The sequence below is a fragment of the Methylophilus sp. DMC16 genome (assembly GCF_056314045.1).
In genome coordinates this window covers 144,124-160,933 of the sequence record NZ_JBQUZC010000001.1, presented here as the reverse complement: position 1 = coordinate 160,933, position 16,810 = coordinate 144,124, and the positions used below count along the sequence as shown (strand labels likewise).

The 16,810-nt window shown below is 50.2% G+C and carries 14 protein-coding genes and 2 tRNA genes; 13 read left to right on the top strand and 3 right to left on the bottom strand.

Annotation, left to right across the window (positions count from 1 at the left end; translation table 11 throughout):
* Positions 1-10: 10 nt before the first annotated feature.
* Positions 11-952: an ABC transporter ATP-binding protein gene (locus ACT53D_RS00775; RefSeq protein ID WP_476154027.1), complete on the bottom strand. Its 942-nt coding sequence runs from the start codon at positions 950-952 to the stop codon at positions 11-13.
* A 284-nt stretch (positions 953-1,236) separates the two neighbouring features.
* On the opposite strand from ACT53D_RS00775, the gene ACT53D_RS00770 reads away from it, so the two are divergent.
* From ACT53D_RS00770 to pth, 8 genes are all read left to right on the top strand, one after another.
* On the top strand, positions 1,237-2,943 hold the full coding sequence (locus ACT53D_RS00770) for a tetratricopeptide repeat protein (protein ID WP_476154026.1): 1,707 nt from the start codon (positions 1,237-1,239) through the stop codon (positions 2,941-2,943).
* A gap of 7 nt (positions 2,944-2,950) precedes the next feature.
* Positions 2,951-3,577 (top strand): lipoprotein insertase outer membrane protein LolB, encoded by a 627-nt coding sequence (gene lolB / locus ACT53D_RS00765; RefSeq protein ID WP_476154025.1) that lies wholly within the window; start codon positions 2,951-2,953, stop codon positions 3,575-3,577.
* Positions 3,578-3,693: 116 nt separating this feature from the next.
* Positions 3,694-5,127, top strand: coding sequence for a carbonic anhydrase (locus ACT53D_RS00760; protein ID WP_194748391.1), 1,434 nt, complete (start codon positions 3,694-3,696; stop codon positions 5,125-5,127).
* 38 nt (positions 5,128-5,165) lie between these two features.
* Positions 5,166-6,068 (top strand): 4-(cytidine 5'-diphospho)-2-C-methyl-D-erythritol kinase, encoded by a 903-nt coding sequence (gene ispE / locus ACT53D_RS00755; RefSeq protein WP_476154024.1) that lies wholly within the window; start codon positions 5,166-5,168, stop codon positions 6,066-6,068.
* Positions 6,069-6,080: 12 nt separating this feature from the next.
* Positions 6,081-6,157 (top strand) — tRNA-Gln (locus ACT53D_RS00750).
* Between the two features lie 124 nt (positions 6,158-6,281).
* Entirely contained in the window at positions 6,282-7,217 is a 936-nt protein-coding gene (locus ACT53D_RS00745) for a ribose-phosphate pyrophosphokinase (RefSeq protein ID WP_194748486.1), read from the top strand.
* Between the two features lie 110 nt (positions 7,218-7,327).
* Entirely contained in the window at positions 7,328-7,936 is a 609-nt protein-coding gene (locus ACT53D_RS00740) for a 50S ribosomal protein L25/general stress protein Ctc (protein WP_338654987.1), read from the top strand.
* A 100-nt stretch (positions 7,937-8,036) separates the two neighbouring features.
* Positions 8,037-8,609 carry an aminoacyl-tRNA hydrolase gene (gene pth / locus ACT53D_RS00735; protein WP_476154023.1) on the top strand — a complete coding sequence of 191 codons (573 nt, stop codon included), beginning with the start codon at positions 8,037-8,039 and terminating at the stop codon, positions 8,607-8,609.
* A gap of 13 nt (positions 8,610-8,622) precedes the next feature.
* Here the strand turns inward: pth and ACT53D_RS00730 are convergent, their stop codons facing one another.
* Entirely contained in the window at positions 8,623-11,397 is a 2,775-nt protein-coding gene (locus tag ACT53D_RS00730) for a bifunctional diguanylate cyclase/phosphodiesterase (RefSeq protein ID WP_476154022.1), read from the bottom strand.
* A 217-nt stretch (positions 11,398-11,614) separates the two neighbouring features.
* Here ACT53D_RS00730 and ychF point away from each other — a divergent pair, with 217 nt between their 5' ends.
* Positions 11,615-12,700 (top strand): redox-regulated ATPase YchF, encoded by a 1,086-nt coding sequence (ychF, locus tag ACT53D_RS00725; RefSeq protein WP_194748399.1) that lies wholly within the window; start codon positions 11,615-11,617, stop codon positions 12,698-12,700.
* Positions 12,701-12,754: 54 nt separating this feature from the next.
* On the opposite strand, the gene ACT53D_RS00720 is transcribed toward ychF, so the two are convergent.
* A complete protein-coding gene (locus tag ACT53D_RS00720) occupies positions 12,755-13,366 on the bottom strand; it encodes an HD-GYP domain-containing protein (protein WP_476154020.1) in 612 nt (203 codons plus the stop codon).
* A gap of 164 nt (positions 13,367-13,530) precedes the next feature.
* Between ACT53D_RS00720 and ACT53D_RS00715 the strand changes: the two genes are divergently transcribed.
* The 4 genes from ACT53D_RS00715 (at position 13,531) to ACT53D_RS00700 (ending at position 16,691) form a co-directional block, all read left to right on the top strand.
* Positions 13,531-13,607, top strand: a tRNA-Met gene (locus ACT53D_RS00715).
* A 150-nt stretch (positions 13,608-13,757) separates the two neighbouring features.
* Positions 13,758-14,192 (top strand): GlcG/HbpS family heme-binding protein, encoded by a 435-nt coding sequence (locus tag ACT53D_RS00710; RefSeq protein WP_379034941.1) that lies wholly within the window; start codon positions 13,758-13,760, stop codon positions 14,190-14,192.
* 301 nt (positions 14,193-14,493) lie between these two features.
* Positions 14,494-15,861 (top strand): AAA family ATPase, encoded by a 1,368-nt coding sequence (locus ACT53D_RS00705; protein WP_476154018.1) that lies wholly within the window; start codon positions 14,494-14,496, stop codon positions 15,859-15,861.
* Positions 15,861-16,691, top strand: coding sequence for a DUF4435 domain-containing protein (locus tag ACT53D_RS00700; RefSeq protein ID WP_476154016.1), 831 nt, complete (start codon positions 15,861-15,863; stop codon positions 16,689-16,691). Before ACT53D_RS00705 ends, ACT53D_RS00700 begins: the two co-directional genes overlap by 1 nt.
* Positions 16,692-16,810 lie beyond the last annotated feature (119 nt).

Genomic DNA, 16,810 nt, shown 5'->3' with positions numbered 1-16,810 from the left:
CTAAATCGACTTAAGCTGCTTTTGCAACGTCTGCCTCGTGATAAGTCAATTGTACAAACACATCCTCAAGGCTGGTTTGATCGGGCGCAATGTTGAACAGGCCCCAACCTTGCTGCACAGCCGCCTGCACAATCGCTTCATGCGGCTGGCTGCCTTCATGAAAACGGATACGCCACATGCCCTCGGCAGGCTCAACTTCGGCCACGCCTGCAATTGCAGCCAATTGTGCTACTGGCGGCGGGTTACGCAGGCCAACCAGCAATTTGTTACCAATACGCTGCTGCTTGAGCACATCAATGCCGCCATTAAACACCAGCTTGCCCTTGTCAATAATTTGCACGTGGTCACAGACCATTTCCACTTCGGGCAAAATATGGGTAGAGACGATGACGCTGTGCGCCTGGCCGATTTCCTTGATCAAGGCGCGGATATCACGAATCTGGATCGGATCCAGGCCCACGGTCGGCTCGTCCAGAATCACTACCATGGGGTTATGAATAATGGCCTGGGCAATCCCTACGCGTTGCTGATAGCCGTTGGACAGGTTTTCGATCAAGCGTTTGCTCATGTGGGTCAGGCCACAACGCTCTTTGGCATGTTCCACCGCTTTTTTAATGTGTTTGCCAGAGACGTTGTGCAGTCTGGCTGCAATGGTCAGGTATTCGTCTACCGTAAACTCTTTATATAAGGGGCGCATTTCCGGCAGGTATCCGATCAAGGCTTTTGCCTCTTTGGGCTGCTCTATCATGTCGATGCCGCAGATTTTGACGCTGCCTGCACTCGGCGCGAGGTTGCCCGTCAACATTTTCATCGTGGTGGACTTGCCGGCGCCATTTGGCCCCAAAAAGCCCAGCACCTGGCCTTGCTGCAGGCTGAACGTCACATCACTGACGGCGGCACGTCCGCCATACAAACGGGTCAATTCAATTGCTTCAACTGTCAAATTTGCCATGATTTCTTCACATACCTCGCGACTGGGAAAGATGCTTTCAAGCCTGACTTTACAGCGCCAGACCGCAAATCCCTAGACAAATATTTCACCAAAAAGTTATAGTGCTGTAGACGACGCTTTCACCTGTGTTTAAACGCCGATTACAATTTAGTTACAAATCGCACATTATGGATGAACTTGCAGCAACTGTCACGGACTAAACTAAAATTCCAGACGGATTAAGCGCCCCTTCTGCCCCAGTGACGACATCATTCATGCAACCTCTTTTTAAACAGGAATCCAGTATGCCTCTTACCCGCCGCCTCAACTTGAAAACCCCGTCATTACGCCGTCCGACACTGGCATTATGGCTGGCGTTGATGAGCAGCCCGGCCTGGTCTGCCAGCGGCACCCCCACCATTACCACCCCCACTGCAGAGTTTGTCTACAAATACCTGCTCGGTGAAGTGGCCGCGCAGCGTGGAGAATTTGTGTTGGCCGGGCAGCTGTTTCTGGATTTGGCCAAGCAAACGCGTGACCCTTTGCTCGCCGAGCGCGCCACGCAGGCGGCGACCATTGCCCGCACACCGCAGTTGGCATTGCCCTCTGCCGAATTATGGTCTGAGCTGGCCCCGGATTCTATCCCGGCAGCCCAAACCGCCAGCCAGTTGCTGATTGCCAATGGCAACCTCGAAAAAGCGATTCCACAGATCCAGAAAGTGCTGGCCAATGACAATATTCGCGCCAATGCCTTTATGGAACTCAACAGCCTGATGGTGCGTATCACCGACAAAACCAGCGTGCTCAAAACCATACAACAGCTGGCCAAGCCTTATCCCAAGCTCGCTGAAGCCCACTTTGCCATTTCGCAAGCCGCTTACTTTGCGCACGACGAGAGCCTCATGAAAGCTGAGCTCAAAGAAGCGTCCAAGCTGCGCCCAGGCTGGGAACCGCCCGCGCAGATTTACGGGCAAATGCTGATGGAAAAAGATGTCCAGAAAGGCATGGCATTTTACCGCGACTTTTTAAAGACCTATCCTGAGTCAGATCAGATTCGCTTATCGTTAGCGCGCGCCTTGCTCTTGCAAAAAAATACCACCGAAGCCAAGGTAGAGTTCACCAAGCTGCTCGAACGCCACCAGAACAATCCTGACATGAACGTGATTGTGGGCCTGCTGGCACTGGACGCCAAAGAATACACTTTCGCCGATCGTTATCTGGAACACGCGCTCGAAGTCGGTTTCAAGGAGCCGAACAAGGTCTACTTCAACCTGGGCCGCTCAGCCATCGAGCAAAAAGACGATGCACGCGCTTTACAATGGTTTGACAAAATCACCGATGGCGAACAATACCTGGCTGCACGCATGGCCGCCGCCGGCATTATTGCCCGCCGCGACGGTGTCGATGCTGCGATTACCATGCTGGACAATGTGGATGGCCTGACGCCCGAGCAACAGGCGCTGGTGATTCAAAACCAGGCACTCATGCTGAGCCAGGCCAAACGCGGCGATGAAGCCTACACCCTGCTTGAAAAAGCCGCCAAAACCTTCCCGGAAAGCCCCGAGTTGCAGTACGACTACGCCCTGAGCGCCGAGCGTAAGGGCAAATATGACATCATGGAAGACACGCTGACCCGGGTCATTAAAATGAAGCCAGACTTTGCCGCTGCCTACAATGCGCTAGGCTATTCCTATGCAGACCGCAATATCAAGCTGATCGAAGCGAAGAGCCTGATTGAAACCGCCACCAAGCTCTCCCCGGAGGATCATTACATCATGGACAGTCTGGGCTGGGTGTATTTCCGCCTGGGTGACTTGTCGCGTGCCACCGAAGAGCTCCGCCGCGCCTATGCCATTCAGCAAGATCCTGAAATTGCGGCCCACCTGGCCGAAGTCCTTTGGAAACAAGGCCAGCGTGAAGAAGCACAACGCATTCTGGATCAGGCCTTGTCGGCCAACCCCGGCAACGAGATTCTGGTCGCAGTCGCGCAAAAACTGAAATCCGCCCTGTAGTGTTTGTATGCCGTCCACACCTGCGCTAGCGAGGCTGGCCCAAGCTTTTGCCATCTGGTTAGTACTAAGTCTGCTGGCAGGCTGCGCCAGCCAGGCCATCGCCCCTACTCAAACCAGCGTGCCGCCCGCGGCCCAGCACAGGTTTGCCACACTGCAAGCCGTGCAATCCTTTGACGTGGAGGCGAAGCTGGCCGTGCAATATGCGGGCAAGGGCTACACTGCCAGGCTGGAATGGCAACACAGCCCGGCACTGGATACCCTGCGTATTTTTAGCCCGCTCGGTCAGCAAGTGGCCCTCATCGAGCGCAGTGCGCACAGCGTCACCCTCACCGACCAAAGTGGCAACACGCACCAGGCGGCGGATGTTTCCAGCCTGACAGCGCAGTTGTTAGGCTGGCGCCTGCCTTTGACCGGGTTAACCCAATGGATTTTGGGGGCTCCGCACATCAATAGTCCGTTCCAGGCCAGCTATCTTGCGCAGGGTGAACCTGCCCGCCTCATGCAGGACCAATGGCAAATCGACTACGACGATTACCGTGAGGTTCAATTGCAAGGCGTGCAGTCATCCCTACCGCACATCACACGCTTGCAGCAGCAAGATGTCCGGCTAAAGCTGGTCATTCAACACTGGTAAGCTACGCCACGCAGCAATGACGGCGTGGATCCGCATCGTCATTAACACGAAAAGCATACGGGCCCCTTAACAGCTTTCGCGTTAAAGATTCAGGGCATGCCGTCGATAATGCCAGTATGCGCTGCAATCTGTTTACCCCTCTCTCGTTTCGAATCTGGCTGCTGGCCTGCCTGTGGCTGGGCCTGAGTTTGCCTGGGTACAGCGTGGCCGCACAATGGCTGTCGATCAAAAAAACGGACGATAGCCAACTCATGATAGACAAGCAGTCCCTGCTCGAAGAAAAACCCTATGTCAAAGCCTGGATCAAGGTCGATTACCGCCAACCTCAAAAAAACATAGAGTCTGTAGACCGCGTTTACACCCATGCAAAAGCGCTCTGGTACTTTGATTGCGACAAGCGCAAGGCAGCCACTATTCAAGTGTTCCAGTACGAAGGGGAAGAGTTGGTCTACTCTGCAGGCATTACTGCAAAACAGGCAGATTTTATTGAGCCCTTGCCGGATTCCGAGGTAGAGATCACGCAGCAGTACGTCTGCAAGTGGCAGAACAAAGAGAAGCAACGCGCTGAAGCTGCAGCCAAACGTGCCGCCAATCCGGTCATGCCTGCCGTCGCCAGTAGCAAAGACAAGCCCGCTGCACCTGATAGCGTGGCCGAGCCTGCCCCTGCACCAGATGCAGCACCTGCCAAACCTGCTGACAAGAAGGCTGACGGCAAGCCAGCTAAAGACGCAACGGCTACAGAAGCCAGTGCGACTAAATCCAAGGAAACCACTGCCAAGTCCAAAGAAGACGCGGCGAAAACGGGCAAGCCTGAAAAAACAGAAGCGGCAGCTGATCATCAGAAACCTAAAGACAAGAACAAAACCGGTGCTGCGGATGATAAGTCCTGGGCCTACAGTGGTGAGCACGGTCCAGACAAATGGGGCAGTCTGAATCCTGAATTTGCCGTCTGCAATGCAGGTAGCCAGCAATCGCCTATCCACGTGGATAATACGATCACAGCCGCCCTCAAACCGATCAAGCGACTGCAAAAATTCCCGATCAAGAATATTGCACTCAAGGACCACAGCCTGGTATTGGATGCGGGCAGCGGCAACATGATGGTGCTAGACCAGAAACCCTACCAGCTCAAATATATTAGTGTGCATATGCCCGGCGAACACCAGGTCAAACAGAAGTCCTATGCCGCCGAGATGCAAATGGTGCATGAAGACAAAGCCGGACACCGTGTGATTATTGCCATCATGATAGAAGAAGGCAACGCCCATGCTGGTATAGAGAAGCTGTTAGGCAGCCTGCCCAAAGATAAAGAGCAAAGCAAACCGCTGACCATCCGTGTGACACCGGCTGACCTGATGCCCGTCAAGCCTGCCTACTACCGCTACAGCGGCTCGCTGACAGCCCCGCCCTGTACTGAAGGCGTGCAATGGGTGATCATGAAAGAAGCGCTCAAGGTTTCCAAGTTCCAGTTGGCCAGCCTGCAACAAGCCATCGGTGCGCCCAACCAGCGCCCGCTACAGGACAGCCAAGGCCGCATGGTCCTTGAATAAGCCTCCCAAGCAGGCGGGCATGCTTTACAATAGCGGCCATGCATACCTTGAGCTACCCTGCCCCCTGCAAAATCAACCTGTTTTTGCACATTACTGGTCGCCTCAGCAATGGCTACCATACCCTGCAAAGCCTGTTTTTACTGCTAGACCACGGCGACACCTTGCACATCCGCCCACGTCAGGACGGGCAAATTCTCCACATGAATCCGCTGGCTGGCGTCCCGGCCGAACAAGACCTTAGCATCCGTGCTGCCCGCCATTTACAGCAAGTCAGCGGCTGCACTCTGGGCGCCGACATTGGCTGTGATAAACGTACGCCCATGGGTGGGGGATTAGGCGGCGGCAGCTCGGATGCGGCCACCGTCCTCATAGCACTCAACCAGCAATGGCAGTTGGGCTACACCCGGCAGCAGTTGATGCAGATTGGCGTTAGCCTGGGTGCAGATGTGCCCGTCTTTATCTTTGGCCAGCCCGCCTGGGCCGAGGGTATCGGCGAACAATTATCTGCGGTTTCACTGCCACCTCCGCTGCTCGACCAATATTACGTGGTACTCACGCCGCAGGTGGCCGTGCCCACCGCACAAATTTTTGCACACCAAGCATTGACAAGAGACTCGAAACCATTGAGAATAGCGGACTTTTCAAACGGCGTTAATTCCAGCGCGTTCTGGCAGCAAGCCAGAAACGATATGGAAGCGGTTGTTTGTATGCTTTATCCTCAAGTTGGCGAAACGCTGGCCTGGTTAAAACAATACGGCGATGCCCGTATGAGTGGTTCCGGCGCTTCAGTGTTTGTGGCCGTGGATAGTGCAGAAAAAGCGGAGCAGTTAATTGCAAATAGACCAGAAAACACTTCTGGTTTTTGGGCAAAAGGGTTAGAATACCATCCGCTTTTTGCTTCGGTCACTGACGGTGACCAAGCCACACAACAAGTGTGTTAAAGACAAGTTTTTTGGGGAGTCGCCAAGCTGGTTAAGGCACCGGATTTTGATTCCGGCATGCGAAGGTTCGAATCCTTCCTCCTCAGCCAAACATAAGCGTGTAGATTTTACGATTTACACGCTTAAATTTTTTATAGCGCCCAGCCAAGCGCATGGGCGCAGGTTTCAAGACATCGTCATCGCAAAAAGGGTACAACGTTGAGTAACGCCAACATGATGGTATTTACCGGCAACGCCAATCCGGTACTGGCACAAGAAGTGGCTCAGCATTTGGGCATTGAATTGGGGCGTGCCGATGTCGGCCGTTTTTCTGACGGTGAAATCATGCTGGAACTGCTGGAAAACGTGCGTGGCCGCGATGTGTTTGTGCTGCAATCCACGAGCTACCCGACCAATGACAGCCTGATGGAAGTCATGGTCATGGTTGATGCACTGCGCCGCTCATCCGCTGGCCGCATTACCGCTGCCATTCCTTATTTGGGTTATTCACGCCAGGACAGACGCCCACGCTCTGCCCGTGTTGCCATTACGGCCAAAGTAGTGGCCAACATGCTGACCAGTGTCGGTGTGAACCGTTTGCTGACGATGGATTTGCACTCTGATCAGATTCAGGGCTTCTTTGATATCCCGGTCGACAATATTTATGCTACGCCGATTTTGCTCGATGACCTGGTCACGCTGAATCACGAAAACCTGGTCGTGGTTTCACCAGACGTGGGTGGTGTGGTGCGTGCGCGCGCCGCGGCCAAACAGCTGAATGCGGATTTGGCAATTATCGACAAACGCCGCCCCAAGGCCAATGTGGCCAAGGTCATGAACATTATCGGCGAGGTTGAAGGCCGCACCTGCGTCATCATGGACGACATGGTGGACACTGCTAACACCTTGTGTGAAGCTGCCGCTGCATTGAAAGATCGTGGGGCGACCAAGGTGGTGGCTTATGCCACCCACCCGGTCTTGTCCGGGGGCGCGGGACAGCGCATTTCTGCTTCAGCACTGGATGAGCTCGTCGTTACCAACACCATCGCGCTGAATGCAGAGGCGCAAGCCTGCAGCAAAATCCGCCAACTGAGTGCGGCGCCATTGCTGGCAGAAACCATCAAACGGATTAGCCAGGAAGAATCTGTGTCTTCCCTGTTTATGGATTAACCCTCCATCAACCAATTCTGAACGCATGGATTAAGTTTTTGTGCTGCAAGCTGGTCGCGGCTTGCAGTTTTTAGTGCAGTACCGCCTTCGGGCGTTTTTAGGAGTCTCATATGAGTATCGAAATTAAAGCCGTCAAACGTGACGTTAAAGGTACGGGTGCGAGCCGCCGCCTGCGTCGCGCTGGCAACGTGCCTGGTGTTGTTTATGGTGGCGATCAAGCTGCTGTGTCTATCGAGCTGGACCACAAAGAATTGTTCATGCAATTCCGTCACGAAGCGTTCCACGCTTCCATCCTGAGCCTGGTGCTGGATGGCAAAGCTGAAAGCGTTTTGTTGCGTGACTACCAACTGCACCCAGTACGCAATACCATTCAGCACATCGATTTCCAGCGCGTATCCGCGACTGAGAAAATCCACGTGAAAGTGCCTTTCCACTTTGTGAACGAAGAAGTGGCTCCTGGTGTTAAAACAGGTGGCGGCACCATTTCACACATCCAGACTGAAGCTGACGTTAGCTGCTTGGCTAAAGATTTGCCAGAGTTTATCGAAGTGGACCTGGGCAACCTGGAAGCGGGTCACGCCATCCACCTGTCAGAAATCAAACTGCCAAAAGGCATTGAGTTTGTACAACTGGCTCACGGTGATGACGCGGCTGTGGTTTCCATTGCCAAACCACGCGGTGGTAGCGACGAAGCAGCAGAAGAAACCCCTGCTGCTTAAGTGGCTCAAGCGGTTATCCGCTACAATGAACGCGCACAGTCATGTGCGCGTTTTTTTTTGGTGCGTATAGCACCCTCCTACATTTGCTTAGCGTGTGAATATGAGTGGAATAAAACTGATTGCAGGCCTTGGTAACCCTGGCGATAAATACACCATGACCCGCCACAATGCGGGCTTCTGGTTTGTAGACCTGCTGGCACAACAATCCGGTAGCCGCCTGACGGCCGAGGCCAAACTGTTTGGTATCGCCGGCAAATGGCAACCGCATGGCAACAAATGGTTACTGAAACCAACCACGTTTATGAACGCCAGCGGCAAAGCTGTCGCCGCCATCGCCCATTACTACAAGATTTCCCCGGCCGAAATTCTGATCGTGCATGACGAACTGGATTTGCCGCCTGGCCAGGCCAAGCTCAAGTTCGGCGGCGGTCATGGCGGTCACAATGGCTTGCGCGATATTCATGCTGCGCTAGGCACGCCGGATTACTGGCGTTTGCGTCTGGGGATCGGCCACCCTGGCAACAAGGCAGAAGTCGTCAATTTTGTATTAAAAGCCGCCGGCAAGGATGAGCAGCAAGCCATCGATGACAGCCTGATTAAAGCCAGTGGCATCAGCGAATTATTGGCGCAAGGCCAGTTTGAAAAAGCCATGCTGCAGTTGCACAGCAAATAACTCTGACGCCAATCTATGGATGGCGTGTAGAAATGACGGTTTGGCGTTGCCAAGACTGATACCAGGCCACAAAATCCTCAGTACGCAATGGCGGTGAGAAATAATAGCCCTGGCCAAAATCACAGCCCATCTCCTGCAAGATGCGTAACTGGCGCAGGTTTTCGATGCCCTCGGCAATCACCTGCATGCCCAGGCTGTGGGCCATGACGATAATGGCCTGGCACAAGGCACCATCTTGACTGGAAACCCCCAATTCACGCACAAATGAACGGTCAATCTTGACGTAATCAATCGAGAATTTTTTCAGATAGGACAACGCAGAATAGCCGGTACCAAAATCATCGAGAGCCACTTGCACCCCCGCTTGCCGGTATTGCGCCAACCGCTCACTGACGTGCGTGTTGGCATCCAACAGCAAGCGCTCGGTAATCTCAATCACCACCATGCCATTGAATTCAGGGTGCTGCCCCATCTCTGACAACCAGTCCTCCTGCTTGCGATGATCCGGCGCAAATTGCACAGGCGACTTGTTAATCGCCATCTGAAACTGCGGATGCAAGGACAGTCGCCAGGATTTGCATTGCGCAATGGCGGTTTTAAATACCCACTCCCCAATCGGCGCAATCAGCAGGTTATCTTCGGCAATGCCAATAAACTCCATGGGCGGAATCAGTCCCTTGACCGGATGCTGCCAGCGCAACAACGCCTCCGCCTTAACCACCTGGTTGGTTTGCAAATTCACCACGGGCTGGTACTCAAGAAAAAACTCCTGGTTGGTGATCGCCTGGCGCAAGTCGTGCGACAAGCGCATGCGGTTTTCAGCGTGCTGCTGCATGCGTGGCGTAAAGTAGGTAAAGCAGTTGCCGCCTTTTTGCTTGGACGCATACATGGCCTGATCCACCCGCTTCATCAGATCTTCTTTATTGCTGGCATCATCCGGAAAAATGGCAATACCCAGACTGGAAGACACATAAGCCAACGTATCATCCAGCTGAAACGGTTGCGACAAGGTCTGCAATACACGCTGCGCCAGGGCCTCAACATAGCCCGCAGTAGCATCGCCGAGCATGAGCACAAACTCATCGCCGCCCAGGCGAGCAACCAGATCCTTGTTGCCGACGCAGGCCGACAAGCGTTTACCCGCCTGCATCAGCAAACGGTCGCCCTGGTCATGCCCCTGTGTATCATTGACCTCTTTGAACCGGTCCAAATCGAGAAAGATAATGGCCAACTTCTGGCTGCTGCTTTTAATCGTTAACAGCGCCTGCTCCAGTCGCTCGAAAAACATGCGCCGATTAGGCAAGCCAGTCAGCGTATCCACATTGGCAAACTGCCAGACCACCTCTTCGGATTGCTTGATCTTGGAGATATCGGCCAGCGTGCCCAGAATCCGTGTCGGCTTGCCCGCCTCGTCACGCATCAATACCATGCCCCGGTCAAACACCCACTTCCAACTGCCATCCTTGCAGAGCATGCGGTATTCAATCGCATACTGCTCACGTTCGCCATCCAGCACCTGCTGCTGCAGGGCTTGTACTGACTCGATATCTTCCGGATGAATCCGCTGTTGCCAGGTGGCCGGGTTATGCGCCAGTTCATGCGGCGCAAAACCAAACATTCTTTTCCAGTGATCAGAAAACACCACGCGCGACTCGGTCACATTCCAGTCCCAGACACCATCGCCGGTGCTTTCCATCGCAAACTTCCAGCGCTGCTCACTGCTGGTCAAGGCCTGGCTATATTTTTCAACGGTTTCACGTGCACGGCTGCGCACCATGGATAAATAGGCGAGCCCCGCCAGCAACACGCTGGTCAGCACGCCCATCACGGCGACCTGATTGGCTTCGCGCAAATCAGTGACCGCCTCAAAGGCCGGGGTAGACCGCGCGCGCATACTCCACAAATGGCCATGCATATTCATGGTTTGTGCGGCGCTAAAGCGGGCGGCATGCTCATGGGGATGTGCCTCCTCCCCGCTCGGGCTATGGTAAAGCGGTGTCTGCCCCTCTTTGCCATTCAAATCAAACACATCAAAATGCACTTGCCGCAGCTCGACCACCTGCAAGGCCTCCGCCAAAAAGGCATGAACATCAAAGCGCAAAAACACCCAGCCGTTCAACATGCGACGGCGATCCGTCTCAGAAATCTCATCCGGCCGCCCGTGGTACACCGGCGCATGCAAGAAATACGGATGCCCCATCTGCGGACTACCGGTAGACTGGCCCGACATCACGATTTGTTGAGTTTCGCTGGCTTGCAGCAAATCAGCACGCAGCCGCGCATCCAGAAAGGTATTCTTAAGCAAAATTTCCTGATTCTGGTCATTCCGCGGCTCAATATACAGCACCGGCGCCAGCTCATCATCGCCCTGTACAAACTCAAGCCTGGCGAGCAGGCTTTTCACTGGCGTTTCCAGGTCTTTAAACGTCTCTGGATAATTGAGGTGGATGTACTTGATAAAGCCTATTGCATTCAAGCTGCCGTACTGTTCACTTTGCGTGTAATCATTGACATACTCGCGGAATTCTTTGGAAGAAACAAACTGCGAAGAAAGATAAAGATGCTCAACCCCGGTCAACACCTCGCGGTAAGCGTCCATACGGTGCTGGACAGCCTCGGTCGCTGACAACACCGCCTGCCGGAACTTGACCGCCTGCAAGGCTTCCGCATGCTCACGAGCATTCATCCACAGCAAAACAGTCAGCTGCAAGCCGCAGGCCAAAATCACCAGGGCCAGCCAGCGCGAGGTCAGCAGTTGCTGCCATGATGCAATCCGAATACGAAACATCTATCCTCCTTCGTCAGGAAGTCGCATGACACACACCAGCATCCCCCGGTCATGCGATGAATTTATTTTTGAGTTTAAAAGTTAATCCTGTTCAGGATTTAAGTCAAATCAAGATTGTTTCTAGCTCTATCTTGTGACTAACGGTAAAATATTGGTTTTATTGACTCTTTGCCGCAACTTCACACTGCGGCAATTCTCACGCTAAGGTTCATCCATTATGAAATGCGGTATTGTCGGCCTGCCTAATGTAGGCAAATCCACCCTGTTTAACGCCATCACCAAAGCGGGCATCGCCGCAGAGAACTATCCTTTCTGCACGATTGAGCCGAATGTCGGCATCGTAGAAGTCCCCGACCAGCGCATGCAACCACTGATCGACATCGTCAAACCACAAAAAACTCAACCAGCCATTGTAGAGTTCGTTGACATTGCCGGCTTGGTCGCAGGTGCCTCCAAAGGCGAAGGCCTGGGCAACAAGTTTCTCGCCAATATTCGTGAGACGGACGCGATTGCCCACGTCGTGCGTTGCTTTGAAGACGGCAACGTGATTCACGTCGCAGGCAAGGTAGACCCACTCGCCGACATTGAAGTGATCAACACCGAGCTGGCGCTGGCCGACATGGAAACTGTCGAAAAAACCATGCAGCGCGAAGGCAAAAAAGCCAAGAGCGGCGACAAAGACGCCATCGCCCTGATCAAAGTGCTGGATAAAGTGCTGCCCTGCCTCAACGAAGCCAAAGCTGTGCGCACCCTCAATCTGGATGCCGAAGAACTCAATCTGCTCAAACCGTTGTGTCTGATTACCGTCAAACCCGTGATGTACATCACCAACGTGACCGAAGACGGCTTTGAAAACAACCCGCATTTAGACAAAGTGCTTGCCTTGGCCAAAACCGAAAAAGCCCCCGTCGTCACCATCTGCGCCAAAATTGAAGGCGAAATCGCTGAGCTGGACGATGCCGATAAACTCGAATTCTTACAAGAACTCGGCCAGGAAGAACCCGGCCTCAACCGCGTCATTCGCGCCGCCTATGACCTGCTGGGCCTGCAAACCTACTTCACCGCCGGCGTACAAGAAGTGCGCGCCTGGACCGTGAAAAAAGGTGCCACTGCACCACAAGCCGCTGGCGTCATCCACACCGATTTTGAGCGTGGCTTTATCCGTGCCGAAGTGATTGCCTACAACGATTACGTGCAATACAAAGGCGAAAAAGGCGCGCAAGAAGCCGGTAAAATGCGCCTTGAAGGCAAAGAGTACATTGTGCAAGACGGCGACGTCATGCACTTCAGATTCAACGTCTAACCACGTATCAAGTTAAAAAATCAAAGGCTGGAGATTTCCAGCCTTTTTTATGCCTCACGACGCCTTGAACTCGGCATAGCGTGGATCATGAATCACCTTAACAAACCGCTGGAACAAATCGGGATCCAGCTTGCTGCCAGACTCACTCTCCATAATGCGCAAAATTTCATCGTGTGGCCGCGCCTCCTGATACACGCGCCGCACCGCCATTGCATCATAGTTATCCACCACCGTCACAATGCGTGACAATAACGGGATCGCCGCTCCAGCCAAACGATCAGGATAACCGCTACCATCAAACCACTCATGGTGATGCCGCACGACTTGCGCAACCTTATTCGCCTCATTATGCGCGTAAGCTGCAATCAGATTGGCCCCCACCTCAGGGTGCACCTGCATGATTGCCCGGTCATCAGCATCCAGCCGGGTTGGCTTCATCAACACCGCATCCGGCACCACAATCTTGCCAATATCATGCAAACAAGCGCCCAGCTCCAACGCATCCAGCTCATGGCTGGTTAAGCCAATATCCAGCCCTATCCCTCTCGAAAGCGCCATTACCCGGTCACTATGCAAACGTGTATAAGCATCGCGCAGTCGCAACGCATCAGCAAATACCTTGCTCAAATGCAATACGCCGCTATGCTTGCTTGCAGGCTCGCTCATCCTTTTCCCGGTCTTTTAATAGGTTTAAGTTTTAGCATACTCCCAAAACTAAACGGATGAAAACCCTACCACCCCGCAATTCAAGAAAATGCGTAGTAAAAAAGGTCACAAAGGGTTGTTGTCGTGCCCTGATACAACTGCTATAATCGCGGTCTTTCAAATCTGGTGATGTAGCTCAGCTGGTTAGAGCACAGGATTCATAATCCTGGGGTCGAGGGTTCAAGTCCCTCTTTCACCACCAAATACAAAAACGGCTTCCAGCAATGGGAGCCGTTTTTATTTATCGCTACCTTCTGCAAAGCACCTTATTTCAAGCGCATGCAAAGTTAAATGAATTTAAACCTGTGGGCATAGTCACATTGATACCAATCAATTAACCATAAGGAATCACATGCACGTAAGCTTTGAAGTCGCACAAGAAATCATTGAAAAAGCAGTTGAGAAATCCAAACAAATCGGCGTCAAGATGTGTATCGCCGTACTGGACTCTGGTGGCAACCTGAAAAGTTTCACAAGAATGGATGATGCCTGGGTCGGCAGTATTGATATCGCCATCAAAAAAGCCAAAACCGCCTGTTACTTCGCCATGCCATCGGGTGAAATCGGCAAACTTTCAGTGCCTGGTTCGCCTTTATACGGCATTGAACACTCCAACGATGGCTTGATTACTTTCCCTGGCGGGCTACCGATTGTGGATGAAGAAGGCATATTGATTGGTGCAATTGGCGTCAGCGGTGACACGGTTGAGAACGATCACTTAGTTGCGCAAGCTGGTGTGAATGTGGCAGGCGTTTGTGATGTGCCTAAGCATCCTTGGCGTACTTAACTTCACATCATCTAGTAAGTATTTTAAGCGCTATTAATCTTGAGACCGAGGGTTCAAGTCCCTCTTTCACCACCAAATACAAAAGCGGCTTCCAGTGATGGGAGCCGTTTTTCATTCATACCCTTTAAATAGACCTAAATCTGCGCTTGGGACTCAACTCTAAACTAACTTCTTTAATTAAATAAAACTTCAAAAATAGAAGTCATTTTCACTTTGATTCTGAAATTAATAATCTCGTAGTTAGCAGAGGGATTTAAATTCTGTTTTAATGCTGTAAAGATCACAGACTACGAGTTTAAATATGGATAACTATATTAGAAGACTTAAAATTGAGTCACTTTTCACATCCGGAAATGATTTGATTATCAATTTCGAAGAAAAAATAAACTGCATTTATGGATCGAATGGCACAGGCAAAACCACAATCATTAACATACTTGTAGCGTCACTTAATTTAGATATCAAACAATTATCAAAATTACCTTTTTTGAAGGTATCTATTTTTACAGCACAAACTGGTAAAAAAAGACCACAAACTTTTCTGGACATGGAGAAAAATCCGAATGGTGATTTAATAGTTACCATGCATGCAAATAAAGAGTCTGACCCAATAAGAGAAATCGTTTCAATCTCGCGTTTAGAAGCTGACTTTTCAGAGAATGGTACCAAGAAGAGGCTTATTGAAGTCATAAAAAATCACCTGACAATTACTTACGTTCCGCTATCGCGAATGCAAGAAAACGAAACTTATGATACGAATCGGCCGGATGAATTCTGGCTATCGCAAGTTTTAAAATCAAGACATCTCTCATCCGCTGAAATTTCTGATGTAATTGACCCGAACAGAAGAATGCTAAAAGGTATCGAATCCCTTTTTAGGCAAAGATATACTGAAACTCAGAAAAAAATTAACGATGGCCTGGATAATCTAAAACAAACCATTATTGGACGTCTTCTTATCAATGAAGAAGACTCAACCAAATTGAAACAAAAAAGACCTAACATCAATTTAGGTCAAACTCCACTATCAAAATTCGAGGAGTATTCGAGCAAATTAAAGTCTGCATCTTTAAACGTAGAGAAGGTAGCATTGGAGGAGCACTTTCATATAATTGACGATACATTAAACACCCGCGCAATATCTGCTAAGAACTATATAAACTCAAGCAATCCAAAGGAAAAGCAAAAATATTTAAATCAGTACTGGGAAGCTGATTTGAAATATAAAGCTCTTTTTCCGATACACGAAAGATTATTAAGTATTATTAAAGATATCGAATTAATTGGAGAGCAGAAAAAAGACCTGATGTTCCCTTTTGACTACTTCGAATCAATAGTTAATACATTTCTAATTAATAAGAAATTTAGATTTACAAATACGGGTGGGTTCGAGATTAAGTCAGGTGAGCGCTCTATAGATCTTGTTGATTTATCATCTGGTGAAAAACATATGATCGCTTTACTTGGACGAGTATCTTTGTCACCCACTAATGGTGCTGTCTTTGTAGCTGACGAACCAGAACTTTCCCTTCATCTCGAATGGCAAAGAAAAATTCTACCTTCCATATTGAAACTATCACCAAATATTCAAATTATTGTAGCCACTCACTCACCTGCCATTATTCCTCAGCAAGCGAATCAAATTGATTTAGAGGAGTGCTACAAATAATGAGCCGCTTGGAATATACCTTAGAAGAAAAAATCACTAGAATAAAAATGGATAGAAATACGAAGTACTTAGTAGTTGAAGGGAATGACGATATTCCAAAATATGAAAATGCCATCAGAAGCATGACTCATGAGTTAGATTTCGAACCAATAGCATTTGGATGCAAAAAGAATGTACTAAAACTATTGGATGATGATTCAACAAATTTTGTTGCAATTGTGGATCATGACTTTGATGAATTTGCCGTGCCCAACGATGAAAGATTAATCCAATTAGATTGTTACAGTATTGAAAATTACATTTTTGATTCTCAAGTGATGAGAGCATTAATATCGTGCTTAACAAAAACAGCTCAAGCCATTGTCGCCAATTGGTTTAATTTAGAAGAGTGGAAAAATCATGTTTACCTGAAACTTAAATCATTCATTAAAGTTTTGCATTTTTATCAGACCAAAATAACAACTAATAGAAAAGAATGGAATTCTGCAGACTTAACGGAGCATGGCAAATGGTTAATATCCGAGCATAAGATATCAACGTTATCCAATTTCTTATTTGACGATAACATCCCAACTGAGGAGTTAAATCTTCATGATTATGTGGTTGCACCAGACCCTGACAAGCTAGTCAGAGACTTTCCTGGCAAACTCTTAATAAAAAGTTTATATCTTTTTTTAAAAGAAAAACTCTTGGATCAATTCGGTAATGTCCGGCAACTGACTGCGAATATAAATAACTTCAATTGTTTTGGAATCTTCACATCAACATTTATTACACAGAATGCGAGTTTTAGAACTTTGATCTCTCAGGTAATAATGAAGTTTTCTTAAACATTTATTCAAGGAGGGCTGGGCACGTATCGACAAAAAACTCAATGCCATTAGTGATTACAGGCACTTGCTCACTTTCGTCAATTCAAGAACCAATAGGGTCAGACACGATTGATTCT